Below are 25,173 nucleotides of genomic sequence, written 5' to 3' on the forward strand. Positions count from 1 at the left end.
CCAACAGGCATGACGCCGGGCGCATGGTGGCGACATACGCGCCTGCTGCTCAGCCTGCCGCGCCTCGCGGCAGGCGTGTCGATTCTCGAGCTTGCGCTGGAGCACGGTTACGACAGCCCGAGCGCGTTCGCCCCCATGCTTCACAAGGTCCCGGGCGTGCCGCCTAACGAGTATTTGCGGAAGAAATAACGTGTGCGCGCACCGACCACGAGAGATCTGAGCGAGTATCCATTATGTAGAGACTCGTTTTATATTTCTTTCGGAACAAGGACGACGCCTGCTCATCGCATGCCGCTTTATTTTCTGATATCCAGTTGAATTGAGCGCCCTTCTGCGTCTATCTCAGCGTCATCGGATTGCTTCACGAGAAAGTCGTTATAGCTTTTGTTCCGAATCCAGGACGGAGCGCGACCGCGACCGCTCCAGGTCGCGCCAGTGACGGGGTCGTGATACTTCATTCGAACGGGCTTGGTGTTATAGGTGCCTCGCCGGTCGACACGTAACTGATTCGGTACAAGGTTGAAAAAGTTCATGACCTGGCGAATGTGCTCGATTGCGGCTTCCTGTTCCTGCTGCCAGGCGGCCACAATTCGTTCATCGAGTCGCGCGAGTTGCTGCTTCAACACTCTCACCTTGCTGTTCATGCTCACTTTCCGTAGTACATGGCCTGGTTAGTGCATTCGCACACCCAGTTCTTTGCCGCTGCCAGCGCCCCGCCTTCGCTCCCACACTCCACGGCCGCGATGCACGAGACTCACATTTACATTCACATATCACTTGATATTTGAATGTAATAATATCCAGTTGAAATTTAAATATCAACTGATATCCTTCCCGCCATGAAGGCCTCTTCCTCCCCGCGGCGAAGCCGCGAAGAAAGTCGATTGCAAACTCGATCCCATTTGCTTGCAGCCGCAAAGCGGTTGATTGTTGAGCGAGGCTTCGGCGCGACCTCGCTGCGGGATATCGCGGCTGAAGCGGGTTATACGCAGGGTGCGTTCTACTCGAATTTCGCGAGCAAAGAAGCGCTATTCATGGAGTTGATGCGAGCGCGATCGACGACGCAGGTCGGCGACATTGCGCAGACGCTCGGCGACCCGTCCACTTCGACGGAGGACATATTGAATGCGCTAGAGCGCTGGGCGCAAACGCTCGACGCCGAGCCTGAGTGGTCTGTACTGGGCGTGGAGTTCAATCTTCAGCGGCGCCGCAACCCCGACTTCGCCACGGCTTCAGAAGCGCTTCTGAACGCACACCGTGATGGCCTTGCCTATTGCATCGCGCAGCTTTTTGCTCGCGTGGGAAAGGTGCCGCCCGAATCGCCAGATGTATTGGCAACGGCCTTCATGGGGCTCTCGCACGGACTCGCATTGCAGCGACCGATGCTCTCCGAAGCACCGACTGGACGCATGATTATGGTGTTTTTGCGCAGCTTGTTGGCCTCAGCAAAGCCAATGCGTGAATCCTGATTCCCGTAGACGATATTTGGAGCTTTGAATACCCGGTGAAATTTCGCAAAGGCCGGCACAAACTTCGCGCCCCCGTTTATTGAAAGGACACTTGCGAAGTGGGGCTTCAAAGCAATGGATCAATTGAAGCATCCAATGGCTTGAGCCCCAGCGTCGATATTTTCCGCGATTAAGCATCCGGCCGCGCGCCTGAAAACGCTCGGCGGATGCGTGCAGAATCCAGCCTCACATTCAGGATTTTTTCTTGTCTTTGTCCTGATGTGCCGGCGCTTTGGCGGGCGCGTGCTGCGCCGTCACCTGCGCATGTGCGGCAACACCACCACCGCCATGTTGCTGACCGCCTGCTTGAGGGCCGGCGTGCGCGGGCCCGGCCGCAATATGCGGGTTGCCCGTTGCGTGGTCCGGCAGATGGCCTTCATGATGAGCCATCACGGTATGAAGCTCGTCCCGTCGATGGAAAACATCTGCCCGATGATCGCCATGTGCATAGAGCTGGCGATGGCGCCTGCCATCCGGGCCCGTAATCCAGATGTATGTCGAGCCACCGACAAACACAACATCGCTGTCGGAAACAACGGCGATCGTCGCGTCATAAGGCATAGGGGCATAAGTCTCCTCAACCACTACGGGCGGAGGCGGCGGTGCGAGCACACTCTGGATCACCGCATCGACATTGGGATCAACGACGAGTTGCCCCTGTGGGTTCGTTACACAGCCTGCAAGTAACGTAAAAGCGGCAACAGCCGCGCAGCGCATGGTCGTTATTTTCATGGTCATCCTCGATGGAATCATTTTTGGTTTTTGATCCCGTATCAACGACCATCGCGCCAATTTCTTAAGAACTTGTTTACAAATGTTTATTTCTGATCGTTACAAACCGGCCAGCGCGAGACTGACTGTGCGATCGAATGCTTTAGCCAAGAACGGCGTGAACTCGCCGCTTTAGCTCAACGGCGTCACGAATGCCACCCATAGGCTGGGCATCGAAACGGCCGTCGATCTCGCCGACGGCATCGGGATTTCAGACCCGGCGCACAGCCGCGCGAGCAGCATCGCGCAGGCCTCAGTGCATCGGTAATACATCCTCTGCCTCGCCATGCCGATGCGCTCCCGCGCCCGTCATCGGCAAGGCGCAGACAGCGTCGCCTCACTCAACACCCGAAGCACATCGACGACGATCCGTTCCAGCGACGTATCCGGTCCAAAAATCTTCGCCACGCCGCACGCCAGCAACGCCTCGCGATGCGCTTCGGGCACGATTCCGCCGAGCACGAGCGGCGCGCGACAGCGGTGCGCCCGCAGCGCGTCGGCGAGTTTCGGCACCAGCGTGCCATGCGCGCCCGCCAGCGTGGACACGCCGATCACATCGGGCTCGCACCCGCACGCCCACGCAGCGGCCTCTTGCGGCGTCGCGAACAGCGGCCCCATGCGGACGTCGAAGCCCGCATCCGCGAGCCCGGCGGCCACCACGCGCACGCCGCGGTCGTGTCCGTCCTGTCCGAGCTTCGCGAGCGCCATTCGCGGCGGCCGCCCCTGCATCGCGGTCCAGTTCGCCACCGCGTGCCGCGCCGCGCTCCATGCAGCGTCGCCGCCACGCGCGGTCGCGTAGACCTGTGCGCCGGTTTCCAGCGCCATGTGCCAGCGCGGCCAGACACGCTCCAGCGCCGCCGTGCATTCGCCCACGGTCGCGCGGGCGCGCATCGCCTCGATCGTCATGGCCAGCAGATTGCCCGTGCCCGAGCGCGCACAGTGCGTGATCGCGTCCAGCGCCGCGCGCGTGCGTGCGGCGTCGCGGTTCGCGCGCAACTGGCGCAGCCGATCGACCTGAACGGCGCGCACCACGCGTCCGTCCACATCGAGCCAATCGCTCTCCGGGGGCGGCGCTTCGTGATCGCGGCTCACGCCCACGATCACCTGCTCGCCTGCATCGATACGTGCCTGAGTGCGCGTGGCCGCGCGATGCAGTTGCGATTGCGCCCAGCCGGACCGGATCGCGCCGATCACCCCGCCCTGCGCGTCGATTTCGCCGAGCATCGCCTTCACCGCTTCGATCGTGCGCGCGGTCAGCGCTTCGACCATATACGCGCCGCCGAGCGGATCGACCGTGTCGCACAGACCCATTTCATGCTGGAGAATCCGTTGCGTGTCCCGCGCCACGGTCGCGGCGGCCTCGCCCGGCAGCGAGAGCGCTTCGTCCCACGCGTTCGTATGCAGCGACTGCGTGCCGCCCAGCACGGCGGCCAGCGCCTCCAGCGTCGTGCGCACGATGTTGTTGTGCGCATGTTGCGCGTGCAGGCTCGATCCGGCCGTCTGGCAATGCATGCGCAACTGCATCGCCCGCGTCGAACGCGCACCGAGCGAGCGCGCCAGATCGGCCCATAACACCCGCGCCGCGCGCAGCTTCGCGATCTCGCCAAAGAAGTCGCGTCCCACCGCAAAGAAGAAGCTCATTTGCGCGCAGACGCGATCGACGTCCGCGCCGGCATCGACGAGTCTGCATACATACTCGCGCGCGTTTGCCAGCGTGAGCGCCAGTTCCAGCACACCGTCGGCACCGGCTTCCTGAAGGTGATAGCCCGACACCGAGATCGCATTGAAATGCGGCAGATGAGCGAGCACGTGCTGCACGACGTCAGTCGCGATGCGCATCGACGGTTCCGGCGCGAAAATCCACGTATTGCGCGCCATGAACTCCTTGAGGATATCGTTCTGGATGGTTCCGCGCAGGCGCGCGGCGTCGACGCCCGACTCCTCCGCCGCGACGATGAAGGCCGCTAGCACGGGCAATACCGCGCCGCTCATCGTCATCGATACGGAGACTTCGTCGAGCGCGATGCCCTCGAACAACCGCTTCATATCCTCGACCGAATCGATCGCGACGCCCGCCATTCCAACGTCGTCGGCGATTAATTCGTCATCCGAATCATAGCCGCGATGCGTGGGCAAATCGAAGGCGACGGACAAGCCGCGCGCGCCCTGCTCTATCGCACGCCGATACGCGAGATTCGTCGCGGATGCGTCGGCGTAGCCCGCATATTGGCGGATGGTCCACGGCCGCTGCGTGTACATCGTCGCGTGGATGCCGCGCACGAACGGGAACTCGCCGGGGCGCGCATCGAGCCACGGCACATCGGGCAAATCGGTACGCGTGTAGAGCGGCTTGCGCGGCACGGAAAAGGCGTCGTTCATGCGGTGTCACTCATGCGACCAGCGTTTATGAGTCACGACGTCGGCGATGCGCATACCGTCCGCCGCGCGCGAAATCGCGCACCAGTGCGAAAGCCCCGCGTGATCGGCGTGACGCGCGCCGAACGCGAGCACGAGTTTGTCGCCGACGTTCGCGTTGCCGTAGAAGGCCATCTCGCGCTCGACGAGCGAAGGCGGCGCGGAATGCTGCGTCGAACGCCAATGCCACTCGGCGCGATCGACCATCGACTGAAAACTCGCGAAGTACAGCAAATGCGCGCCGTTGAAATCGAGCGTCGGACACGGCAAATAATCGACTACGTGCTCGACGGCGTGCGCGGCCCGATCGAGCCGTCCGTGCTGCGTCCATTCGCCCGCACGCAAGCGCTTCGTCTGCTCGATCATGGCTTGCGCCGCAGCAGGCGTTTGCGCTGTCATGAGAGGCAGACGGTCGAACGAAGCCTTGCAGACCGAGCGGTTGTCTCCGCTCGACGCGCGCCGCACGAAGGTCGACAACATCTCAACCTTCGCAATCGCATTCTCAGTCGTGAACACGCGAAACTCGCTGAAGTGACGCGCGCCCGCAATGCGGCGCACGTCGGCCTCGATCGCGAAGCGCTGGTTCTCGCTCACGTCTTCCAGCCGCGCCTCGCGCACGCGAATCGCCGTGAACGCGGCGTAGGACTTGCGGCCCTCGTCGTCGTAGAAGTCGGGCGACGCGAGGCGCGCCTGATCCGCAATCGCACTCCAGTGCAATTGCCCGCAGGTCCGCAACAGCCATTGCTCGGAGAGCCCGGCAAAAGCCAGCTCGGGCATGCCCGCGAGATAGTGCGTGCGGCCAGGCACAGGCACCTTCACGGGCGGGACGTCACGCCGCGCGCGCATCGGGCCTCGCCTGTGCGACGATACGATCGGCCAGATACGCGGCGTCGCGCGCAATGCCGGAGAAGCGACCCGAGCCCCACGTATGCAGCCACGGCAGGCCGAGGAAATACAGGCCCTCTTGCGCGGTGACGCCGCGCGCGTGGCCCGGATAACCGCGTCCGTTAAAGATCGGCAGATCGACCCAGGTGAAGTCCGGACGAAAGCCGATACACCAGACGATGCTGCCGATGCCGCTCGACGCGAGATCGAGCGCCGTGCGTTCTTCCGCAGGCTCCCACACGGCGCGATAGGACTCGCCCGGCGGCGCATCGATGCCCTTCTGCGCGATGAACTTGTCGATCGACGCGTTGATGCGGTTATAGGTTTCATCGGCGCTATCGAGATTCGCGCGCAGATTCGGTTTGAAACGCAGCGCGCCATCGACGTAATCGTCGAGCACGCCGTAAAGCGCCATGCCCTCGCTCGCGAACTTGCGCAGGTCGATATCGCGGCCGCCGTCGCGGCCCGTCACATAGTGATTGGTGTTGTCGCGCACGCCTTCGCGCAACGGATGTTCTTCCACGGGCATGTCGTAATACTTCATGTCCGCGAGCCAGTCGACCACATCGCGGCCCCGATAAAAGCGTGCGCAACGCGGCGCTTCGCCGACCGCGAGCACGACCTTGCGTCCGGCCAGATGCAGATCCTCGGCGATCTGCGCGCCCGACTGCCCCGAGCCGACCACCAGCACCGCGCCTTCGGGCAGCGCGTCGGCGTTGCGATATTCCGACGACTGGATCTGCACGATCGACGACGGCAAACGCTCGGCCATGCGCGGCACAATGGGCGTGTGATAACCGCCCGCAGCCACCACGACCTGATCGGCGCTCAGCGTGCCCGCGCTCGTCTGCACGACGAAGCCGCCCTGCGCCCGCCGCGTCACGCGCGTGACGGCCACGCCTTCGCGCACCGGCGCATCGACGTGCTGCACGAAGCCGTCGAGCCACGTAATGATCTCGTCCTTCTTCATGAAGCCATGCGGATCGTCACCGCGATACGGATAATCGGGCAGCGCGCATTGCCAGTTCGGCGTGACAAGACAGAACGCGTCCCAACGCTGCTCGCGCCAGGTATGCGTGACCGTGTGCTTTTCGAGCACGACATGGTCGATGCCGTACTGCTTGAGGCCATAGCTCATCGACAGACCGGCTTGGCCGCCGCCGACGATAACGACGCTGACATGTTCGTCGCGAATGGGCGTCGACGTAGGCGCGGTTGTGGCCGCGTGCGTCTCGGTAGACATGCGTTTCTCCTTGTGAAGTTTCAGTCGATGCGCACGACAGTGACGACCTGGGCGTCCTGCGCGCGAAAGGGTTCGGCGCGGCGTTCGAGCGCCGCCCATTGATCCATCGCCGACGAGCATGCGTAGCCGAATTTCTCGCGCACGCGGTCCGAGGCCGCCGCGAGCCCGTCGCGCGCGCGCGCCAGAAAGACGTCGAGCGGATAGTCGCCGGGGCGCAGGTAATCGCGCACGATGGTCGAGGGCGAATAGCAGCGTTCTTCCTCGCCGTCGGGCCAGCGCACCACGAAATGCGTTACGGGCATGGGGTTCTCCTGATGTTCAAGCACGCGTTTAAACGCGCGGCGTATCCCACGCGCGGGTCGCGCGGCGGTCGGCGGGAACGATGAATGCGCCTTCGTCGAGCCGCCATGCCGTACGGGTTTCGCCGCGCCATTGCAGATCGATCGTGGGTTCGGCGTGCACCTCGCCGATGGTTTCGCAGGCGATGCCGCGCGCGTCGAAACACGCGCGTACCGCATCGACGTTATGCGGCGCGACGCTCAGCAAATAGCCAAAGCTCGGAAAGACCTGCATCCAGCGAGAGAGCACAACATCAGCCGGACGCGGCACCGCGTCGAGATCGATACGCACGCCCACTTGCGAGCACTCCGCGAGCATCATCGCCGTGCCCGCAATGCCGGCCATGCTGATGTCCTTGGCCGCTTCACACAACCCTGCCTCGGCGATCTGCGCCAGCACCGCGAGGTCGTCGCGAATGCGTTCGGCGGGCGCTTCCGTGGCCGCATTCCAGTACGGATACGGCTCCACGAACGCGCCGCGCAGATCGACCGCCATCATCAACCGGTCGCCCGCGCGCGCCGCGAAGCTGGAAAGCAGACGCTTCGCTTTACCCACGATCGCAACGGCAAGCTGCGTGCGTTCGCTGCGCGCGTTGCTATGGCCGCCGACGATCGGCACGCCGAGTTGCCGCGCCGCCGCTGCCATGCCTTCGAGCACCGGCGTCGCGCTCGCGAGGCCGTCGCTCCAGATCACGTCGACGACCGCGAGCGGACGGCCGCCCATCGCGCACACATCGCTGACGTTGACGAGCACCGAGCAATAGCCCGCGAACCACGGCATCGCGTCGATCAGATCGCTCACCATGCCTTCGGCCGCGAACAGCAGATAGCCGTCGCAATCGGGCAGCGCGGCGCAGTCGTCGCCCGCGCCCATCACGGCGGAGCTATCGGTATCATCAGCGCCAGCGAACGCCGCGAGCACGGGCGCGATATCGGTCTTGTGCGCGACACCCCGGCTCGCGCGCACGCTCGCGACGAGGTCGTCGAGCGTCGTTGTGTCGAGCGTCGTGTTATCGGCCATCACGCGGCCCTCCGCTGATCGACCACGAAGCCGAGATAGGGCGTCGCACACGGCGGATACTGCGCGAGGTCGGCCTGCATGCGGTGATGCTCGCGCCCGAACAGCATCGTGACGTCGAGCGTGCGCCAATGCAGGCGACGAAACAACGGCGCGTTCTGCGCCTGCACGTGCGCGAGAAACGTCTCGCAGCCGAGCGCATGCGCGCTGCTGACCGCAAGCCGGATCAAGGTCGCGCCGATGCGGCCGTGTCGGCGGAAAGCTTCGCTCACGGCGAGCCGCGAGCCATACCATGTCGTGCCGCAATCGGCCTCGTCGCGCCGATGAATGCGCACGGTGCCCACCACGCGCGCGTCGCAAACAGCCACCAGCAATTGCGCATGTGTGTCGATGGCATCGAGATCGTCATGCTCGAACAGGCCTTGCTCGGTGCAGAACACCTCGCGCCGCAACGCGTAAGCGCCTTCGATCTCCCAGCGTTCGCGCGCCCAGCGCACCACGATTTCCGAACTCGAATCGATGTCGCTCATGCCGCCACCTTTTCGAACGACGACAACGACGAGCACGCGCCGCACTTGCCGCAACCGGCCTTGATCTCGTCGGCGCGCAAACCGGCTTCACGCACCATCGCGCCGAGCGGCGCGAGAATCGCGCGCATGAATTCGGGCGTGGGCGGCGCGTGGTCTTCGAGCGGCGTGCCCGAAATCGGCACGAACGGCACCACGAACGGATAGACGCCGAGCGCGACGAGGCGCTGCGCCGTGTCGAGAATCAGCTCCGGCGTGTCGCCGAGGCCAGCGAGAATATAGGTGCTCACCTGGCCGCGTCCGAACACCTTCACCGCCGCCTCGAACGCCGTCATGTAGCGGCTCACCGGCACCGTCGCCTTGCCCGGCATGATGCGTTCGCGCAGCGCGTCGCCGAGCACCTCGAGATGCATGCCGAGCGCGTCGATACCCGACTCGCGCATGCGCGCGAACCACGCGTCGTCGTCGGGCGGCTCGCACTGCGCCTGGATCGGCAGATCGACGGCGCGCCGGATCGCACGCGCGCTATCGCACAGCACGGCCGCGCCGCGATCGGGCGTGGACGGCGTGCCGGTCGTCAGCACCATATGCTTGACCTTGTCGAGCAGCACAGCCGCGCGCGCGACTTCCGCCAGTTGCTCGGGCGTCTTGTGCGCGACCGTGCGGCCCGCCGCCAGCGACTGCCCGATCGCGCAAAACTTGCACGCCTTCTTGCGGCTCTCGTAGCGAATGCAGGTTTGCAGCACCGTGGTCGCGAGCACGTCGGTGCCGTGCAGCGTCGCGATGTGCGAGTACGGCACGCCGTCGAGCGTTTGCAGCTTGTAGAAGCGCGGCGTCTTCGCGAACGCGATCTGCGCCACCGGAATGGTGCCGCGCGCGAGCACGCTGACGCCATTCGCATCGGGCGCCTCGGCCACGAACGCCGACTGATGCGCGCCGTGCGTATGCACCGGCACCATCAGCGTGACGCCGTCGATCACCACGGCTTTGTGATCGGACGGCCCCGCGCCGCCGCGACGCGAGAGCCCGACGGCGTCCGGCGTGGCGAGCCGCAGGCCGCTCGACTGCAACTCAGTCAACAGTTGCAGTTTCGATTCCGGCAGATTGACGCTGGCATTCATGCTGAACACTCCATGAAGGGGCGACGCCCGCTTCGTCGAAAGAGACCACAGGCGTGGCGGGCCGCTCGTTGATCGCGAGACTGAGGAGTTCGGGGCGCGCGTAGTGGCCCACCGAATCCATCATGCGTTTGCGTTTGGTGATGAGCGCCATGTCGAGATCGGCGATCACCATGCCTTCTCCTTCGCGCAGCGGCGCGGCGAGATGCTGCCCTTCGGGCGAAACGATCGCGGCATTGCAGCCGCCGCGCAGCGCTTTTTGCAGCTTGGGATCGGGCGTGATCGATTCGATCTGCGCGTCAGTCAGCCACCCCGTTGCGTTCACGACGAAGCAGCCCGATTCGAGCGCGTGATGGCGAATCGTCACTTCGATCTGCTCGGCGAAGATCGGACCGACGAGCGAGCCGGGAAACTGGCTGCAATGAATCTCTTCGTGCTGCGTCATGAGCGCGTAACGCGCGAGCGGGTTGTAGTGCTCCCAGCACGCGAGCGCGCCGACGCGGCCCACCGCTGTCTGCGCGACCTTGAGACCGGCGGCGTCGCCCTGCCCCCAGATCATGCGTTCATGAAACGTCGGCGTGAGCTTGCGGCGCTTCACCTTCAACTGGCCGTCCGCGTCGAAGATCAGTTGCGTGTTGTAGAGACTGCCGTGATCGCGCTCGTTCACGCCGAGCACGATCACCATGCCGTGCTCGCGCGCCAGCGCGGCCACGGCATCGGTCACGGGGCCGGGTATCGTCACCGCTTCTTCGTAGAGCCGCAGATGTTCCGCGCCCGATTGCACCGGCGGCAGCACGAACGAGAAGTACGGGTAGTACGGCAGAAAGGTTTCGGGAAACACCGCGAGCTGCACGCCCTGACGCGCGGCTTCGACGATGGCGTCGCACACGCGCGCGAGCGTGCCGGCGCCCGAGGTGAGATCCGGCGCGATCTGCACCGCGGCGGCGCGCACAATGCGCTTCGAAGATGGAGTCGACATGGCGATACCCGTGCGTGCTCAAACAGTCCAGGTATCGATCACGAGCGCGTTCGACTTGCGATGCAGCAGCTTCAGATCGAGCACGTCGAGCGGATTGATCGGGCGCACGCCTTCGATCAGCGCCTTCTCGGTCTGACCGTAGAGCGCCTGCAACGCGAAGCGGCACGCGTAGACCTTGCCGCCTTCGGCCATGAATTTCATCAACTGGTTATTGAAGTTCAGATGACCCGGAAACGCTTCGGCGCCGAGCGTCGGAAAGCCACGCTGGACGCCGAGCATCACGCCGGGGCCGTACAGCAGGATCGACGTTTCGAAGCCCTTGCGTTGCAGACGCGTGGCCTGCAGCATGTTCACGAAGCCGATCGAGCCTTCGAAGGCAACGGTATGGAACGTGACGAGCGCTTTCTCGCCGGGTTCGGCTTTGACGTCCTCGAACACTTTCTCTTCGTAATCGACGAGAAAGTCGCCGGTCTTGTGGGCGGGCGTGTTGATGGCGGGCATTGCGTGACTCCGTTCAATGATTGAGGACTGGTCCGACCGGTGGCCGGCGTCTCTCATTTCGCAACGGCTATGCCATCAAACAGCGCGTGTCATGCGATCAATTTCCAATCATTGCCGCCTGTCGCGAATGATCCACGCGAATTTTTCTGCGCGCCTGGCGCGCGAAGGCGGGCACGGAATCGGCGGGACGATTCGCGTCATGCGATGCCCGCCCGCGCATGGGGCAGAGAATCATCGAATCGGTGCCTGCATGCATCAAATCGGATCATTCAATGCAATCACGCACGATCAATTGATTTATTTTTCGGCGTGCATCGTCACTAGAATGAAGAGGCTCATTCTCCACGCAATTCTTTACGCGATTGCTCGCGCACGTCCATGTCGAACGTTACCGCCCATTGGCTCAAGCGGCTCGCCGAAAGCGACAAGCCGGTTTATCAGACGATTCCCGATCTCATCGAGGAAGATGTCGCGAGCGGACGCCTGCGCCCGCGTGATCGTCTGCCTGCACTGCGCGATCTCTCCGACGCGCTGAAGATCAACTACACCACGCTCGCGCGCGGCTATGCGGAAGCGCGCAAGCGTGGCCTGATCGATTCGCGCGCAGGCAGCGGCTCGTATGTGCGTGGACGCCCGCCTGCCGTGCCGCTGCGTGCGGGCACGGCGCTCGAAATGACGATGAACATGCCGCCCGAGCCGCCCGACATGACGGCGCTGCTCGCGGAATCGGCGGCGCAGATTATCGGTGCCGCCGACGCGTGGTCGATGCTGCGCTATCAGGATTTTGGCGGCACGCAATTCGAGCGCGGCGTGGCGAGTCAATGGCTGCGCCATACCGTGCCTTCGCATCGCGCCGATGCCGTGCTCGTTTGTCCCGGCATTCATAACGCGCTGGTGGCGTTGCTGTTGCGGCTCGTGAAGCCCGGCGAAACGATCTGCGTCGATTGTGTGGCGTATCCGGGCCTGAAGGTGATCGCCACCCAGTTGGGCATGACGCTCGCGCCACTGCCGCGCGACGACGAAGGGCTCGACGCCAACGCCTTCGAAACGCTTTGCAAGACGCGCAAGCCCGGCGTGCTCTATTGCAATCCCACGCTACAGAATCCCACCACGCGCACGCTCTCGCAGAACCGCCGCGAGCATATCGCCGATATCGCCTTGCGCTACAACGTGCCGATCATCGAGGACGACGCCTACGGCATGCTCTGCGAGACGCCGCCTGTCGCACTCGCGACGCTCGCGCCCGAACTCACTTACTACGTGACCGGGATGTCGAAGTGTTTCGGCGCGGGTTTGCGCGTGGCCTACGTGGTCGCGCCCAGTTCACGCCATGCGGAACGGCTCTCGGGCGCGCTGCGCGCGACCACCGTGATGGCGAGTCCTTATATGTCGCATCTGGCGGCGCGATGGATCGAGAACGGCATCGCCGAGCAAATGCTCACGGCCATTCGCGACGAATGCGCGGTCCGCCAGCATATTGCCGCGCAGGTGTTCGCCTCGCGCGAGATCGAGACCTCGAAGCATTGTTTTCATCTCTGGCTCACCGTGCCGCGCGAAACGGGTTGGAGCGCCTCGGAACTCGCCTCGCATCTGCGCACGAAGCAGATCGGCGTGGTGTCGGGCGCGGCCTTCAGCACCGACGGCAATCCACCCAATGCCGTGCGTATCTGTCTGGGCGGTCCCGGCGATGCGCTCGCGATGGAAGAATCGCTGCATCTCGTGGCCGATATGCTCGATCATCCCGATCATCTGCATTCGCCGATGCTGTGAGCGAAGCACCGGCGAGTGGCCAATTCAAGCGTCGCGTTATTCGCGCACGACCGATTGAAACGGCGCATCGCCCGTGACGTCGCCCTGATAAAAACCGGCGAATCGCATCAGTTGTGCGCGCGCCTCGTCGAGCGAAGCGCCGTCTTGCAGCACGGCGCTCGAAAATCCCGTGCGCGCGATCTGGAGTACCTGATCCGGCAACACGTCGCCGCAAGCACGCAGATCGCCTTTAAAGCCGAGACGTCGGCGGATCAGATACGCCTGGCTGAATGCTCGTCCGTCGGTGAATTGCGGAAAATCCAGTTCGACGCGCTGCGCGGCGAGAATCGATTCGGCATGCTCGAAGGGATCGGCGTCGTTCGGCAACGTCACGACCCCATCGCACCGTTCTGCATCATGCTCAGCGCGATCGAGCAGTTTGAGTTCGAGATGGGACTTCATGCGAAACTCCGCTGCTGCGTTCGCGCTTCGTTCGCGGCTGCCTTGAAGGGTTCCAGTCCGACACGCCGCACGGTATCGACGAACTTCTCCGCACCGACACCCTCGATCGGCAAGCGTGTTTGTCGATAGACGCGCAGTATCGCCTCGATCGCCTCCGGTACCTCGCTCGCGGAAAACGACGGCCCGATCACCTTGCCCGCTTGCGCTACACCGCTCGCGAGCGTGCCGTCCGAGCCGCCCAGCGTGATCTGATACCACTCCGCGCCGTCCTTATCCACGCCGAGAATGCCGATGTGTCCGCTGTGATGATGCCCGCACGAATTGATGCAGCCGCTGATGTGCAAATCCACTTCGCCGATATCTTCCAGTTCGTCGAGATCCTGATAGCGTTCCATGATCGCGTCCGCGATGGGCAGCGAGCGCGCATTCGCCAGCGCGCAAAAGTCGCCGCCGGGACAAGCGATCATGTTCGTCAGCAGATCGACATTCGCGCTCGCGAGACCGGCTTGCGACGCCGCTTCCCACAACGCCAGCAAATCGTCTTCGTGAACCCACGGCAGCACGATGTTCTGCGTATGCGTCACACGCGCCTCGCCAGCGGAAAAGCGGTCGACGAGATCGGCGACGCGTTCGAGTTGCTCCGCCGAGGCGTCGCCCGGTGCCTGATTCAGGCGCTTGAACGACAGCGTGACGATCCGCAAGGACGGCACCTTGTGCGCAGCGACATTGCGTTCGAGCCAGCGAGCGTAACGCGGCGTTGCAGCAGCCGCAGCACGCGAATGCGCGGCGGCCTCGGGCGATGAAGCACGCTGCGCGAGCGCGGCCGGCGGCTCGAAGCAGGCACGCACGCGTTCGAGTTCGCCAGGCGGGATCGTATGCGGGCCGCCGTCGCGCTCCACGATCTGCCGGAACTCCTCTTCGACTTCGTCGATGTAGCGCTGCCCTTCGGCCTTGACGAGCATCTTGATGCGCGCCTTGTATTTATTGTCCCGTCTGCCGTACTGGTTGTAGACGCGCACGATCGCCTCGATGTAATTCATGATCTGATTCCACGGCAAGAACGGTCGAATCACGGTGCCGATCATCGGCGTGCGCCCCATGCCGCCGCCCACCCGCACACGAAATCCCAGTTCGCCTGCGGCGTCGCGCACGAGTTCCAGGCCCACGTCGTGCCAGGCTGTCGCGGCGCGGTCGTCATGCGCGCCAGTGATCGCGATCTTGAACTTGCGCGGCAGAAACGCGAACTCGGGATGCAGCGTCGTCCATTGACGCATGATCTCCGCAAAGGGACGCGGGTCCTCGATCTCGTCCGGCGCCACGCCCGCCCGCTCGTCGCAGGAGATGTTTCGAATGCAGTTTCCGCTCGTCTGAATGCCGTGCATATCCACAGTCGCGAGCAGATCCATGACATCCGCCGCCTTCGCGAGCGGAATCCAGTTGAACTGCACGTTGGTCCGTGTCGTAAAGTGCGCGCAGTGCGTCGGCAGACGCGTCGTGCCGAGCTGCCCCTGGGCGGCCAATGCGGCCGCATAGACGTCGGCGTGGGGATCGTCGTACTCGCGAGCGACGCGCGCGAGTACGCGCAACTGCGCACTCGACAGTTCGCCATACGGTACGGCCACGCGCAGCATGGGCGCATGCCGCTGCACGTACCAGCCGTTCTGCAGACGCAGCGGACGGAAGGCCTCTTCGCCTAGCCGTCCATCGCTCCAGCGTTCCAGTTGATCTCTGAACTGCCCGGCTCGTTGCCGAAGAAAGGCACGGTCGAATTCTGTGTAGCGGTACATGTCACGCGCGTCGAACCAAAATGGAGCCCAGAAATTACGCCGATTCGCCACGCAATGACAGTAGCAGTTGGCGACGAAATGAGCGCAGCAGATTCGTGGCGGTTCGCCGCGCACGACATGCCGCGCCCATAGAAAAAGCCCCCGGACATTGCTGTCCAGGGGCCAGGCGTTCGCCGCGCTACAGGCAAAACAGAGCCGCGAACTCTGCGGGTTTAGGTGATGAACCGGGCACTCGCGCAGTAATCCCCGCCCCGCTTGCAGAACAACCTCAATGCGTCGGAGCGCTGAACGGCATCATGCGCGCATTCGAGGTCCGCGCACAGAAGCAGTCGGCGATAAAATCGCCGTAGCAGATCGATCTCGCCCGCCTTCGCTCACACGGACACCTATGACTCGCTACGAACGCCTCGCGCAAACCATGGCGGCAGAAATACGCTCAGGCAACGTAGCCGTCGGCTCGCGCATGCCCTCGCTGCGCCAGATCATCGCCCAGCACGGCGTGAGTCAATCGACCGCCGCGCGTGCGTACCATCTGCTCGAACAATGGGGACTCGTGCTGGCCGAAGAACGCTCGGGCTACTTTGTCGCGCCGCTGCCGAAAGCCAGCAAGGCCGATACGCCCGCCGCACCCGATGAAGCCACCACGGTGGATATCAGCGAACTGGTGTTCTCCGTACTCGATGCGGCCAGGCGTCCAGGCATCGTGCCGTTGGGATCCGCGTTTCCCTCGCCAACGTTCTTTCCCATGTCCCGTCTCGCCAAGTCGCTCGGTCACGCGGCGCGCAGCGTCAGTCCGTGGAGCACGGTCGTCGACTTGCCGCCGGGTAACGAGAATCTGCGCCGGCAAATTGCGTTGCGCTACATGCGTATCGGTATCTCGCAGCCCGCCGACGAGATCGTCGTGACCAATGGCGCACTCGAAGCGCTCAATCTCTGCCTCATGGCGGTGACGCAGCCGGGCGACGTCGTCGCGGTCGAATCGCCAGGGTTTTATGCCGCGCTTCAAGCAGTTGAGCGTCTGGGCTTGCGTGCGGTCGAGATTCCCGTCGATCCGCATACCGGTCTCGATCTCGATGCGCTGGCGAGCGCGCTGCGCAAGCATCCGATACGCGCCTGCTGGTTCATGACCAACTTCCACAACCCGACTGGCGTCACGCTTAGTGATGCCAGGAAAAAGGCGCTGGTCGAACTGCTCGCCCAACACGAGGTGCCGCTCATCGAAGACGATGTCTACGGCGAGCTGCACTTTTCCCCGAACTACCCCACGCCCGCGATGGCGTTCGATCGCAACGGCCTCGTGATGCATTGCAGTTCCTTTTCGAAAACGCTTGCGCCGGGCTACCGAATCGGTTGGGTAAGCGCAGGCCGCTTCGCGGAGCGCGTGCAACGACTCAAGCTGATGACCACGCTTTCCGCAAGCATTCCTGTGCAGGCCGGCATTGCCGATTATCTGGAACATGGCGGTTACGAGCGTCATCTGAAGAAAATGCGTCTCGCGCTGCGCGAGCAGCGCGACGCCATGTCCGCCGCCATCCGCCGGTGGCTGCCTGACGATACGCAATGGACCATGCCGGAGGGCGGCTATTTTCTCTGGTTGCGCTTCGAGGAAGCGATCGACGCAATGGAATTGCATCGACGTGCGATCAGCCGCGGGATCAGTGTCGCGCCCGGCCCGATTTTTTCGGCGACGTCCGCATTCGCGCATTGCATTCGTTTGAATTTCGGCCACCCGTGGTCGCCGCGCATCGACACTGCCATTCGCACGCTTGGGGAAGTGCTCGCTGAAACGGCAAAGGGTGTTTGAAGCGGGTGGCATCGACGCGCCCTTTTGCAATTCAGTGCCTCGGTGATCACGCAATATTGTCGACCTACACTGGCAGTTCGATCGTTACGTCCACCACCATGAAGATCACCGCCCAGCCCTACGACTTTCCAATCTCCGCCGCACTGTCGGTCGCGTCGACCGCGCTCGTCATCATCGACATGCAACGGGACTTTTGCGATCCGCGTGGCTACATGGGCGCGCGCGGCGCCGATGTCGGACCTGCCCGCGCGATCGTGCCGCGCATTCAGCGCGTGCGTGAACGCGCGGCCGCGCTCGGCATGAAGATCGTGCACACGCGCGAAGGACATCGGCCCGACCTCTCCGATCTTCCGGAAAGCAAGCGCCTGAAGACCGCGAACGCGGGCGCGGAAATCGGCAGCCGAGGCCCGCTCGGCAGGCTGCTGGTGCGTGGCGAAACAGGCTGGCAGATCATCGACGAACTCCAGCCGCGTGAAACCGAATTGGTGGTCGACAAGCCCGGCACCGGTGCCTTTCACGCCACGGACCTGCATCACGTGCTCACGGTCTCCGGCATATCGAGGCTGATCCTGACCGGCGTGACGACCGGCGTTTGCGTGACCAGCACGGCGCGCGAAGCGAGCGATCGCGGCTATGAGGTGCTCGTGCTCGAAGACTGCTGCGCCGAGCCATGCGCGAGCGATCACGCCGACGCGATTCGCTTGCTGCGTATCGAGGGCGGGTATCTCGCTGCCACCGCGCATTCGGACGACCTGCTTGCCGCACTGGAAGCGATTGCGCCGCGCGCCTGAGCGTGCGGCGCACCGATGCGCCACTGCGCGGCTCAGGCCGCCGTGCGTGTCAGTTGCTCAAGCATTTCGAGGTCGGTTTTCATGCCCGAGGTCTCGCGGATGCGCGCCAGGATCTCGCGTTTGAGCGCATTGAATTCCGGGGAGAGCTTCATCTCCGGATTGCGCACGGCGGGCAACGGTACGGGATAGATCGTGTCGATGCGCCCGGGCCGCGGCGCCATCAGCACGACGCGGTGGCCGAGATAGATGGCCTCTTCCACGTCGTGCGTGACGAACACGATGGTGGACTTCTCCAGTCCGTGTACGTGGAGAATCAGATCGTGCATGACCTCACGGGTCTGCGCATCGAGCGCGCCGAACGGCTCGTCCATCAACAGGATGGACGGCTTGCCCTGCAGCGCGCGCGCGATTGCCACGCGCTGCTGCATGCCGCCCGAGAGCTGGTTGGGAAACGCGTCGGCCACGTGCGAGAGCCCCATCAGACGCAGCAGCGCATCCGCGCGGCCGCTCGCCACTTCCACGGCGCTCGAAGTCAGGTTCCGCCGATTGGTCTTGAGACGCCGCGAAAACTGGATATTCTGCCGAACCGTTAGCCACGGGTACAGGCTGTAGTGCTGGAACACCATCGCACGATCCACGCCGGGGCCTTCAATGGCTTGTCCGTCGACGCGAACCGCGCCTTCGTCGACAGTTTCGAGCCCGCCGAGAATGCGCAGCAAGGTGGATTTGCCGCAACCCGATGCCCCCACCAGCGTGACGAACTCGTTCTCCTGCACGTTGAGTTCGATGCCGGCAAGCGCACGCACCTGTTCGCTGCCGCGCCCAAAGTACTTCGATACGTGTTCGATCGAGACTTTCGAGGAAGAATTGATCATCGCTTGGCCATCCATTTTCCAAAACAAAGCCGGTGAACGAGCCGGAATAACTGATCGATCAGGAGTCCGATAAGCCCGATCAGCAGAATGCCGCCAAATATCCGGTCGGTTTGCAAATAGCGTTGCGCCTTCAGGATCGCATAGCCGAGCCCTGAGTTGGCCGCCACGAGTTCAGCGACCACGAGATAGGTCCAGGCCCATCCCATCGTGATGCGCAACGTGTCCAGGATGGCCGGACGCGACGACGGAAAGATCACGAGGCGTATCATCTCCTCGCGCGTCGCGCCCATGGTTTGCGCGGCTTCGATCTGCGTGATCGGCACCGCGCGCACATTCTCGGCGATCATCAGCACCATCTGGAAGAACGTGCCGATAAAGATAATCGCGACCTTCGATCCTTCGTCAATGCCGATCCACAGCATCACGAGCGGGATGAACGCCACAGCGGGCATGTAGCGGATAAAGTCGGTCAGCGGCTCAAGCAATGCCTGTACCGGGCGAAACGTGCCGATCAACAGGCCGAGCGGCAGCGCGAACACGACCGAAAGCGCCCAGCCGCCCACCACGCGCAAGACGCTGATGGAGATATCGTCGGCGAGACCGTCGTCGGTCCACCAGCTCACGATCCGATGCACGACGGCGCCAGGCCCTGGCATGAATGTCGGATCGACGAGCCCGGAGACGGACAAGGCCCACCACGCGAGAATCGGCACGATCAGACCCGTCAAGGCGAATCCGATATAGACGCGGCGGCTGATCTCGCCGCGCACGGCCCACAGTGGCGCAGAGCGGATTTTTGTCGCAGCGGGCGGGACCCGCATTTCGCGAGCTGTCGCGTGTTCAGTCGTCGACATGATGGCTCCTTGAGTCATGGGTTCCGGCAAGTTCGGCAGTGTCGGCTTCCTGGTCGAGCCCAAAGGGCAAACTGCACCCCTCACGCCAGGGGTGAGTCGACAGTGCAATGACAGGCTTCACGCCAGGGGATGCCGCGACATGCCCGAGCGATATTTCAAAATCGAGCAGCGCGCGGGCCTGTTCGAGCGAGACAGCGGGGTCGGCGACGACCTGCGCCAGCGTGCGTCCGCGATGTTGCGCGAGCCATGCCGTCGCCGTCGAAGAACGCGCACGTGCAAACATGAAGAGGCCGCCGGCGCGCGCCAGAAAGCACATCGGCTCGTCATCGTCGGCGTGCTCACGGGGCGATTCGCCCGGTGCATCGGCAGGCAACATCGCCGCGCGCGGCAGGCGCGCCGCCCACGTCGGGCCTGCGGATTCCGGCTCGCGTTCCCAGCGCTCGTGATAGACGGCGTCCACGCCGTCTTCGAGCAGCACGTCGGGCGACTCGAAGCACATCGTGCCGATATCGCGCGTATCGGCCGGCGGGTTGAAGTCGATTTGCCGATGCCATGTGCAAACCTCGGGCACGCCCGGCGCGATCGCGGTGAAGCCCGCGAAGCCCTGCTGTCGCGCGAGTTCGACCAGCATGTCGCGCGGCAACGCATCGAGTCCGCGCACGCCGTCGAAACCGGCGCGGTCCGCACGCACGCGCAGGTCCACGTGGACACGCGCCGTTTGCAACCAGAACACGCGCGTTGTGCGGTCTTCGTGCCCGGCTTCATCGCGCAACAACGTGCGCCGCCACACGCCACGGTAGCGCTGCGGAACACGATCGGCGGCGGCGGCCCGGTCGAGCCACGCGCTTGTCTCGACAACGGCTGCGTCCGTCTGATTCATCAGAGCAGTCATATCCGGCTCGCTCCCGTTTCAGGTCAGGACAGGTCCGAGAATTCCGCGCGCAATGCGGCGGCCACTCGCGCGGCCACCTCCTGCGCGAGCAAAGCGCCCTTTTCGCCGCTCGCGCCGCGCGCCGACGAAAGCACACCGGAGAGCGGCACCCAGCCCGTGCGTGTCGGGTAGGTGTCATAGGCGGGAAAATCGGCGGGCGGTTCGTCGGGAATCTTGTCGGTCGACACCAGGTCGGGGTGGTAATGCAGCATCATCGACGTTTCCATCACCGCCGCATGTTCGAGCGCAAAGCCGGGGAAGCCTTCGGGAAACACCTTGGCGAGCGTCGGCTCGGTCAGGAAATCCCAGTACTCCAGCCGGACGACACGCAGTGGCGGCGTGCGCGTGCCCTGCTGCGAGAGGTCGCGCATGGCCAGCTCGATGCCTTCCGTGAGGAACCACTGGTTCTCGTAGTGCCCGTCGATCAACGCAAGCCGGCGCACACCATGCCGGGCGAATTCGCGGATCACATCGCGCGTCATCTGGCTCAGGTTGTTGCCGTCGAGACTCGTCGTGCCGCAGAAGTGCTGGCCGCCGCCGCATTTCGGCTGCGAACGGTAGCCGTAATTGAATGCGGGCGCAACGATTCCATCAAGCTGGCGCGCAACGTCCAGCGCCACCGCGCTCGACAGGAGCGCATCGGTTCCAAGCGGAAGATGCGGGCCGTGCTGTTCAAGCGCGCCGCAAGGCAGCAGCACAATGGCCTCGTCCTCGAGGATGCGTTGTCGGTAGTCGACCCAGCTCAGATGCTGCATCAGGTGAGAATTCATTAAGCCATCCTGTGATCGGGTAACGCGTTGGTCGTTGTCGAAGGGGCGCGATGTTGCGCAAGCCGCGCCCCGACTGCCGGTCAAACTGCCGTGAGAAACGACACCCCCACCGCGCCGTAAAAGTCATCCACCTGCTTGCGTGTGATATCCATCGATCCATAGTCGGCCGAGAGCAGGCGCGTCACACGATGCCGGTGAAAGCCGCGCAGCAGTCGCGACATCGGAATGACCTGGCTGGCGTCCTCACCGTACAGTTGTCGATGTGCGCGCGGCAGCCGGTACCACGGCTCGATGGGCCGATCGTGATGCGCGTTGTGATACGAGAAGTTCAGCAGCAGGAGGTTGAGCGCCGGAAAGCGCACCGAAACGAGGTTCGAGTAGGTATTGCGCTGCTCGTAGGCGCGGTCGCGCACCTTGTCATCGGAAATCGCGGCGTTGCCATCGAGCACGGCAAACGCGTCGTAGGTGTGCTGATAGGCGTCCGCAAAGCGCAGGACCGTGAGGCAGATGAACCACGCCAGCAAGTACAGCAGCAACGCCTTGGGCGATACCCAGCCGAGCACGCCGAAAAGCGCCGCGCGGATCAGCGTGACAACGACGACGCGCCGCCGTTGCGCGCGCTGGTCTGCGTGCAGGAAGGGCATGGCCATCACGTAGCCGTGCATCACCAGCTCGATGGCGGGCACATAGAGCCATTCGAGCAGCACGATGGCGCGGCGCAAGCTTGCTGGCAGCTTCAACAGGAACGCCTTGGCATCGAAGGCCACGATGTCGGCCCGGTCGACATGGTGGCGCATGTGCTTGTGACGCAGCGCGCTGAACGGCGCATAGCAGGCGCCAGTCAGCCACGCCATCGCCGTACCCAGACGCGCGTTGGCCGCAGGCGTGCGAAAGAGCGCAAGATGGGCGGCATCGTGCAGCAAATAGGCGCCGATTATCATTGCGTGCGCGAGGAGAACGACGCCGGCGGCCGCGACCCAAACGACATGCGAGCACAGCATCACCACGCCGAACGCATAACCGCCTAGCGCATAGGCAATAGCGGCGCTATTGGGCACCAGCGCGTCCCGATAACGGTAGATCGCGGCCATGGCGCTTACCTCGCGAGCTGGGTGACGAACTGTGCGTCGATCGTCTTTTCGGTCGGCGGCACCGCACTGATCTGCCCTTTCTTGAGCAGCAGATTGCCAATCACCGCGCCGCTCGTGTAGTAGGACCGCGTGGTCGGCCCCTTCACGAAGCTCTGCGGCATCTCCGCCACGGGGATGTTGTAGACGCCGTCCATTTGCGCCTTCACGTCCGCCGGCGTGACGCCTAGCACCTTGGCGATGATTTTGTTGGCTTCTTCAGGGTGGCTCTTCATGTAGGCAAGGCCCTCTGCGTAGGCTTGCAGAATGCCCTTCACTTCGACCGGATGCGCGTCGATGAACGACTGGTCGAATACCAGCACGTCCGCGATCAGGCCCGGCGCATTGCGCGACGAGTAGACCACGTGAAATTTGCCCTTGCCTGAGTTGACGATCTGCGAGACGTTCGGCTCGTAGGTCACGCCGACCGGCAGGCTGCCGGAGAGCATCGCGCCCGGAATACCTTCCGGCGTCATGTTCACCGAGTGGATGTCCTTGTCGCTCAGGCCACTTGTTTGCAGCGCGTAACTGAGCAGGAAGTCAGACGGCGAGAGCGGATTGAAGGCGACCTTCTTGCCCTTGAAATCGGCCACCGACTTGATGTCTCCGGTGGCGACGATCGCGTCGGCGCCCGCGGAAAAGTCGATGGGCATCACCACCTTTTCGGAGAGCCCCTTGGCGACCGAGCCGACGACCTGATCGTAGGTGAGCATTGCCCCGTTGACCGCATGGCTGGTCAGCGCGGCAGGCAGCAAGCCGGGATCGGTGAAATACTGGAGTTTGACCGAAAGGCCGTGCTTCTTGTAGAGATCGAGGGCTTCGGCAACGTAGAACGGACCATAGCCGATCCAGACAACGGTGCCGATCTTGAGCGGCTCGGCGGCGTGAACTGCCGGCGAACCGAACAGCGTGGAAGCAACTAGAGTGCTGGCGACGGAGAGCGTGCGCAACGCTTTTTTCATACCGGACGACATACCTGAGGCTCCTGATCAAGAAGGGAATAGACACGGGAGGCGCACTGTCTTGCGCATCTCCCGGGCTTTTATCCCTCCGTGGAGCCCCTTGAAGCCGGAGCCGGAAAACTCTCGGACCAGTCATCCGCGTCGTGCATGGTGCGGACCGGAACCCTAGTTTTCCTGTCAATAGCTGAACTGAACGCTCATCCCGTGACGGCACCTGCTAAGCAGGAAGCTTGCCAGCTCACCGAAAACCTCCTGTCTGCAGGGCTTTTGCATCATTAGCGCCGCTTGAGCGGGGTGATCGACGCACGCATGATCGATCGCCGCCGCCCAACGACGGTGCGCCATGCCCTCTTGATGGGACGTGACACGCGCCAGTGCAGAGCAAGCCGCACGAATCGCGCAATCGGTCTGGAACGCTGGTCGCCAAAAAAAAGCGAACCTAGAATCGGGCACATCGCAACCTCAAACCACGGTTGATCATGCAATCTGCCGATTCATTCGACCCGGCGCACGATCGCGCCATGACGTGCCTCGTAACGGGCGCTGCAAGCGGCATCGGCCGTGCGATCGCTCTGGCCTTTGCGCGTGAGCGGGCCCATGTGATCATCAATGATCTGCACGTCGGCGCCGCGCTCGATGAACTGCGCAAGGACATCGAAGCGATGGGCGCGACATGCACGATTGCGGCCGCAGATGTGGCCGACCCAGATTGCGTCCGCAGCCTGTTCGCGGGCATCGACCGACTCGACGTCCTCGTCAACAATGCGGGCATCCTGCAAGAGTCGCCGGTGACCGACATCACCGACGATGCGTGGGACAGGATGATCAAGGTGCATCTTTACGGCACGTTCCATTTCTCGCGTGAAGCCGTGCGTTTGATGAAGCAGCAGCGGCACGGCGCAATCGTCAATATTGCGTCCGACCTCGGCCAGCTCGGTTGCGAGAACCTGAGTCATTACAGTGCCGCAAAAGGCGGCATCATCGCGTTCACTAAAAGCCTCGCGCGCGAGCTTGCATCCCATGGCGTGCGAGTGAATGCGGTCGCGCCAGGGGGCGTGCTCACGCCGATGGTCGAAGCGCTCGGCGATACATACATCAAGGAGGAATCCGCCCGCTACCCGCTCAAGCGCCTCGGCACGCCTGATGAGATTGCGCAGGTCGTACGGTTCCTGAGTTCGGGCGCAGCGAGCTTCATGACGGGGCAGATTGTTGGCGTAAACGGCGGCGGCGTGATGAACGGCTGAGCTGCACCTTTGTGCACCTTCGCCGTCACCACGCCAGCTTCCATGTCGATCGTTCCTACCCCGGAACGTCGAACACGTGGGCCGCCATGTTCAATGCAGGGTGTGGACACAGCTGATGGCCTCGCCATCAGCGTCATCGGACGAGGCTTGATCAAGGATCGCGCACCGGAAGTCGAATTTAACGCGAAGAATCGCCGACTCGATCCGTACATCGCCCCGATAACCCATCAGGCGAGTATCGATCGCCTCCTCAACGGCTAGAATCGCCTGCTCGATGCTCGCCGGATCGTCGCTATCGAATCCGACCTCGACCTCAACACTCTCCAGCAGGTCCATTGCAGTTGCAATGTCCTCGGAAGCGACAAATAGCGTCGTGGCATCTTCTCTCATTTCTCATCCCCGTTGGGTTGTCTACGGTCTTCAGACAGATGCGAGTTGCACCACTATCGTTACACAACCAGAATAAACCTGCCGGGCAACGAACGAGGCTGTTGGGCTTGAAACAACGGAAGGC

At 63.4% G+C, this 25,173-nt stretch carries 25 protein-coding genes, 1 pseudogene and 1 riboswitch; of the genes and pseudogenes, 6 read left to right on the top strand and 20 right to left on the bottom strand.

Features of this window, described 5'->3' with window-relative positions:
* Positions 1–3: 3 nt before the first annotated feature.
* Positions 4–189 (top strand): annotated as a pseudogene (locus LDO54_RS35800) (helix-turn-helix domain-containing protein); the annotation flags it as partial.
* Between the two features lie 107 nt (positions 190–296).
* Here LDO54_RS35800 and LDO54_RS35805 read toward each other — a convergent pair.
* Positions 297–644: an H-NS histone family protein gene (locus LDO54_RS35805; protein WP_224017357.1), complete on the bottom strand. Its 348-nt coding sequence runs from the start codon at positions 642–644 to the stop codon at positions 297–299.
* Positions 645–839: 195 nt separating this feature from the next.
* On the opposite strand from LDO54_RS35805, the gene LDO54_RS35810 reads away from it, so the two are divergent.
* On the top strand, positions 840–1,469 hold the full coding sequence (locus LDO54_RS35810; RefSeq protein WP_224017359.1) for a TetR/AcrR family transcriptional regulator: 630 nt from the start codon (positions 840–842) through the stop codon (positions 1,467–1,469).
* A 231-nt stretch (positions 1,470–1,700) separates the two neighbouring features.
* Here LDO54_RS35810 and LDO54_RS35815 read toward each other — a convergent pair whose 3' ends face one another.
* From LDO54_RS35815 to LDO54_RS35860, 10 genes are all read right to left on the bottom strand, one after another.
* Positions 1,701–2,240, bottom strand: coding sequence for a hypothetical protein (locus LDO54_RS35815; protein WP_224017361.1), 540 nt, complete (start codon positions 2,238–2,240; stop codon positions 1,701–1,703).
* Positions 2,241–2,588: 348 nt separating this feature from the next.
* Positions 2,589–4,658, bottom strand: a complete 2,070-nt coding sequence (gene scpA, locus LDO54_RS35820; RefSeq protein ID WP_224017362.1) for a methylmalonyl-CoA mutase — start codon at positions 4,656–4,658, stop codon at positions 2,589–2,591.
* Positions 4,659–4,664: 6 nt separating this feature from the next.
* Positions 4,665–5,540: a Pnap_2097 family protein gene (locus LDO54_RS35825; protein ID WP_224017364.1), complete on the bottom strand. Its 876-nt coding sequence runs from the start codon at positions 5,538–5,540 to the stop codon at positions 4,665–4,667.
* Positions 5,524–6,822, bottom strand: coding sequence for an MSMEG_0569 family flavin-dependent oxidoreductase (locus LDO54_RS35830; RefSeq protein ID WP_224017365.1), 1,299 nt, complete (start codon positions 6,820–6,822; stop codon positions 5,524–5,526). Before LDO54_RS35830 ends, LDO54_RS35825 begins: the two co-directional genes overlap by 17 nt.
* Before the next feature lie 20 nt (positions 6,823–6,842).
* Positions 6,843–7,124: an MSMEG_0570 family nitrogen starvation response protein gene (locus LDO54_RS35835; protein WP_224017367.1), complete on the bottom strand. Its 282-nt coding sequence runs from the start codon at positions 7,122–7,124 to the stop codon at positions 6,843–6,845.
* Between the two features lie 28 nt (positions 7,125–7,152).
* Complete coding sequence (locus LDO54_RS35840) at positions 7,153–8,181, bottom strand: sll0787 family AIR synthase-like protein (RefSeq protein WP_224017368.1); 1,029 nt, start codon at positions 8,179–8,181, stop codon at positions 7,153–7,155.
* Positions 8,181–8,708 (bottom strand): MSMEG_0567/Sll0786 family nitrogen starvation N-acetyltransferase, encoded by a 528-nt coding sequence (locus tag LDO54_RS35845; RefSeq protein WP_224017370.1) that lies wholly within the window; start codon positions 8,706–8,708, stop codon positions 8,181–8,183. Before LDO54_RS35845 ends, LDO54_RS35840 begins: the two co-directional genes overlap by 1 nt.
* Positions 8,705–9,826 carry an MSMEG_0568 family radical SAM protein gene (locus tag LDO54_RS35850; protein WP_224017371.1) on the bottom strand — a complete coding sequence of 374 codons (1,122 nt, stop codon included), beginning with the start codon at positions 9,824–9,826 and terminating at the stop codon, positions 8,705–8,707. Before LDO54_RS35850 ends, LDO54_RS35845 begins: the two co-directional genes overlap by 4 nt.
* Complete coding sequence (locus LDO54_RS35855; protein ID WP_224017373.1) at positions 9,777–10,802, bottom strand: Nit6803 family nitrilase; 1,026 nt, start codon at positions 10,800–10,802, stop codon at positions 9,777–9,779. The genes LDO54_RS35850 and LDO54_RS35855 overlap by 50 nt, the downstream gene beginning before the upstream one ends.
* An 18-nt stretch (positions 10,803–10,820) precedes the next feature.
* Positions 10,821–11,303 carry an MSMEG_0572/Sll0783 family nitrogen starvation response protein gene (locus LDO54_RS35860; protein ID WP_224017375.1) on the bottom strand — a complete coding sequence of 161 codons (483 nt, stop codon included), beginning with the start codon at positions 11,301–11,303 and terminating at the stop codon, positions 10,821–10,823.
* A 378-nt stretch (positions 11,304–11,681) separates the two neighbouring features.
* On the opposite strand from LDO54_RS35860, the gene LDO54_RS35865 reads away from it, so the two are divergent.
* The gene (locus tag LDO54_RS35865) at positions 11,682–13,073 is read left to right on the top strand and encodes a PLP-dependent aminotransferase family protein (protein ID WP_224017381.1); all 1,392 of its coding nucleotides are present in this window, start codon (positions 11,682–11,684) and stop codon (positions 13,071–13,073) included.
* Between the two features lie 36 nt (positions 13,074–13,109).
* Here LDO54_RS35865 and LDO54_RS35870 read toward each other — a convergent pair whose 3' ends face one another.
* Positions 13,110–13,514, bottom strand: a complete 405-nt coding sequence (locus tag LDO54_RS35870; RefSeq protein ID WP_224017382.1) for a DUF934 domain-containing protein — start codon at positions 13,512–13,514, stop codon at positions 13,110–13,112.
* Entirely contained in the window at positions 13,511–15,301 is a 1,791-nt protein-coding gene (locus tag LDO54_RS35875; RefSeq protein WP_224017384.1) for a nitrite/sulfite reductase, read from the bottom strand. The genes LDO54_RS35870 and LDO54_RS35875 overlap by 4 nt, the downstream gene beginning before the upstream one ends.
* Before the next feature lie 388 nt (positions 15,302–15,689).
* Here LDO54_RS35875 and LDO54_RS35880 point away from each other — a divergent pair, with 388 nt between their 5' ends.
* Together LDO54_RS35880 and LDO54_RS35885 are read left to right on the top strand one after the other, a co-directional pair.
* Positions 15,690–17,105: a PLP-dependent aminotransferase family protein gene (locus tag LDO54_RS35880; RefSeq protein ID WP_224017385.1), complete on the top strand. Its 1,416-nt coding sequence runs from the start codon at positions 15,690–15,692 to the stop codon at positions 17,103–17,105.
* 98 nt (positions 17,106–17,203) lie between these two features.
* The gene (locus LDO54_RS35885; protein WP_224017387.1) at positions 17,204–17,896 is read left to right on the top strand and encodes a cysteine hydrolase family protein; all 693 of its coding nucleotides are present in this window, start codon (positions 17,204–17,206) and stop codon (positions 17,894–17,896) included.
* A 32-nt stretch (positions 17,897–17,928) separates the two neighbouring features.
* On the opposite strand, the gene LDO54_RS35890 is transcribed toward LDO54_RS35885, so the two are convergent.
* From LDO54_RS35890 to LDO54_RS35915, 6 genes are all read right to left on the bottom strand, one after another.
* Positions 17,929–18,771, bottom strand: a complete 843-nt coding sequence (locus LDO54_RS35890) for an ABC transporter ATP-binding protein (protein ID WP_224017388.1) — start codon at positions 18,769–18,771, stop codon at positions 17,929–17,931.
* Positions 18,768–19,625 (bottom strand): ABC transporter permease, encoded by an 858-nt coding sequence (locus tag LDO54_RS35895; RefSeq protein WP_224017390.1) that lies wholly within the window; start codon positions 19,623–19,625, stop codon positions 18,768–18,770. Before LDO54_RS35895 ends, LDO54_RS35890 begins: the two co-directional genes overlap by 4 nt.
* A complete protein-coding gene (locus tag LDO54_RS35900) occupies positions 19,612–20,256 on the bottom strand; it encodes a hypothetical protein (protein ID WP_224017392.1) in 645 nt (214 codons plus the stop codon). Before LDO54_RS35900 ends, LDO54_RS35895 begins: the two co-directional genes overlap by 14 nt.
* A 284-nt stretch (positions 20,257–20,540) precedes the next feature.
* On the bottom strand, positions 20,541–21,311 hold the full coding sequence (locus LDO54_RS35905) for a creatininase (protein ID WP_224017394.1): 771 nt from the start codon (positions 21,309–21,311) through the stop codon (positions 20,541–20,543).
* A gap of 95 nt (positions 21,312–21,406) precedes the next feature.
* Positions 21,407–22,417: a fatty acid desaturase family protein gene (locus LDO54_RS35910; protein WP_224017396.1), complete on the bottom strand. Its 1,011-nt coding sequence runs from the start codon at positions 22,415–22,417 to the stop codon at positions 21,407–21,409.
* A 5-nt stretch (positions 22,418–22,422) separates the two neighbouring features.
* On the bottom strand, positions 22,423–23,427 hold the full coding sequence (locus tag LDO54_RS35915; RefSeq protein ID WP_224017397.1) for an ABC transporter substrate-binding protein: 1,005 nt from the start codon (positions 23,425–23,427) through the stop codon (positions 22,423–22,425).
* Between the two features lie 55 nt (positions 23,428–23,482).
* Positions 23,483–23,595: riboswitch (guanidine-I (ykkC/yxkD leader) on the bottom strand.
* A gap of 299 nt (positions 23,596–23,894) precedes the next feature.
* Between LDO54_RS35915 and LDO54_RS35920 the strand changes: the two genes are divergently transcribed.
* On the top strand, positions 23,895–24,659 hold the full coding sequence (locus LDO54_RS35920; protein ID WP_224017399.1) for an SDR family NAD(P)-dependent oxidoreductase: 765 nt from the start codon (positions 23,895–23,897) through the stop codon (positions 24,657–24,659).
* 90 nt (positions 24,660–24,749) lie between these two features.
* Here LDO54_RS35920 and LDO54_RS35925 read toward each other — a convergent pair whose 3' ends face one another.
* Positions 24,750–25,049: a hypothetical protein gene (locus LDO54_RS35925; RefSeq protein WP_224017400.1), complete on the bottom strand. Its 300-nt coding sequence runs from the start codon at positions 25,047–25,049 to the stop codon at positions 24,750–24,752.
* Between the last annotated feature and the right edge of the window lie 124 nt (positions 25,050–25,173).

The organism is Paraburkholderia tropica (genome assembly GCF_914484835.1).
In the GTDB taxonomy this organism is placed as follows: Bacteria; Pseudomonadota; Gammaproteobacteria; order Burkholderiales; family Burkholderiaceae; genus Paraburkholderia; species Paraburkholderia tropica_A.

Bases quoted from the DNA above. Each gene is read 5' to 3' on its own strand.
- LDO54_RS35855 (WP_224017373.1), bottom strand. From the start codon at position 10,802: ATGTCGACTCCATCTTCGAAGCGCATTGTGCGCGCCGCCGCGGTGCAG.
- LDO54_RS35905 (WP_224017394.1), bottom strand. From the start codon at position 21,311: ATGCAGCATCTGAGCTGGGTCGACTACCGACAACGCATCCTCGAGGAC.
- LDO54_RS35815 (WP_224017361.1), bottom strand. From the start codon at position 2,240: ATGAAAATAACGACCATGCGCTGCGCGGCTGTTGCCGCTTTTACGTTA.
- LDO54_RS35805 (WP_224017357.1), bottom strand. From the start codon at position 644: ATGAACAGCAAGGTGAGAGTGTTGAAGCAGCAACTCGCGCGACTCGAT.
- scpA (WP_224017362.1), bottom strand. From the start codon at position 4,658: ATGAACGACGCCTTTTCCGTGCCGCGCAAGCCGCTCTACACGCGTACC.
- LDO54_RS35840 (WP_224017368.1), bottom strand. From the start codon at position 8,181: ATGGCCGATAACACGACGCTCGACACAACGACGCTCGACGACCTCGTC.
- LDO54_RS35865 (WP_224017381.1), top strand. From the start codon at position 11,682: ATGTCGAACGTTACCGCCCATTGGCTCAAGCGGCTCGCCGAAAGCGAC.
- LDO54_RS35830 (WP_224017365.1), bottom strand. From the start codon at position 6,822: ATGTCTACCGAGACGCACGCGGCCACAACCGCGCCTACGTCGACGCCC.
- LDO54_RS35835 (WP_224017367.1), bottom strand. From the start codon at position 7,124: ATGCCCGTAACGCATTTCGTGGTGCGCTGGCCCGACGGCGAGGAAGAA.
- LDO54_RS35825 (WP_224017364.1), bottom strand. From the start codon at position 5,540: ATGCGCGCGCGGCGTGACGTCCCGCCCGTGAAGGTGCCTGTGCCTGGC.
- LDO54_RS35925 (WP_224017400.1), bottom strand. From the start codon at position 25,049: ATGAGAGAAGATGCCACGACGCTATTTGTCGCTTCCGAGGACATTGCA.
- LDO54_RS35870 (WP_224017382.1), bottom strand. From the start codon at position 13,514: ATGAAGTCCCATCTCGAACTCAAACTGCTCGATCGCGCTGAGCATGAT.
- LDO54_RS35890 (WP_224017388.1), bottom strand. From the start codon at position 18,771: ATGATCAATTCTTCCTCGAAAGTCTCGATCGAACACGTATCGAAGTAC.
- LDO54_RS35850 (WP_224017371.1), bottom strand. From the start codon at position 9,826: ATGAATGCCAGCGTCAATCTGCCGGAATCGAAACTGCAACTGTTGACT.
- LDO54_RS35915 (WP_224017397.1), bottom strand. From the start codon at position 23,427: ATGTCGTCCGGTATGAAAAAAGCGTTGCGCACGCTCTCCGTCGCCAGC.
- LDO54_RS35845 (WP_224017370.1), bottom strand. From the start codon at position 8,708: ATGAGCGACATCGATTCGAGTTCGGAAATCGTGGTGCGCTGGGCGCGC.
- LDO54_RS35885 (WP_224017387.1), top strand. From the start codon at position 17,204: ATGAAGATCACCGCCCAGCCCTACGACTTTCCAATCTCCGCCGCACTG.
- LDO54_RS35810 (WP_224017359.1), top strand. From the start codon at position 840: ATGAAGGCCTCTTCCTCCCCGCGGCGAAGCCGCGAAGAAAGTCGATTG.
- LDO54_RS35900 (WP_224017392.1), bottom strand. From the start codon at position 20,256: ATGCTGGTCGAACTCGCGCGACAGCAGGGCTTCGCGGGCTTCACCGCG.
- LDO54_RS35880 (WP_224017385.1), top strand. From the start codon at position 15,690: ATGACTCGCTACGAACGCCTCGCGCAAACCATGGCGGCAGAAATACGC.
- LDO54_RS35895 (WP_224017390.1), bottom strand. From the start codon at position 19,625: ATGTCGACGACTGAACACGCGACAGCTCGCGAAATGCGGGTCCCGCCC.
- LDO54_RS35860 (WP_224017375.1), bottom strand. From the start codon at position 11,303: ATGCCCGCCATCAACACGCCCGCCCACAAGACCGGCGACTTTCTCGTC.
- LDO54_RS35920 (WP_224017399.1), top strand. From the start codon at position 23,895: ATGCAATCTGCCGATTCATTCGACCCGGCGCACGATCGCGCCATGACG.
- LDO54_RS35910 (WP_224017396.1), bottom strand. From the start codon at position 22,417: ATGGCCGCGATCTACCGTTATCGGGACGCGCTGGTGCCCAATAGCGCC.
- LDO54_RS35875 (WP_224017384.1), bottom strand. From the start codon at position 15,301: ATGTACCGCTACACAGAATTCGACCGTGCCTTTCTTCGGCAACGAGCC.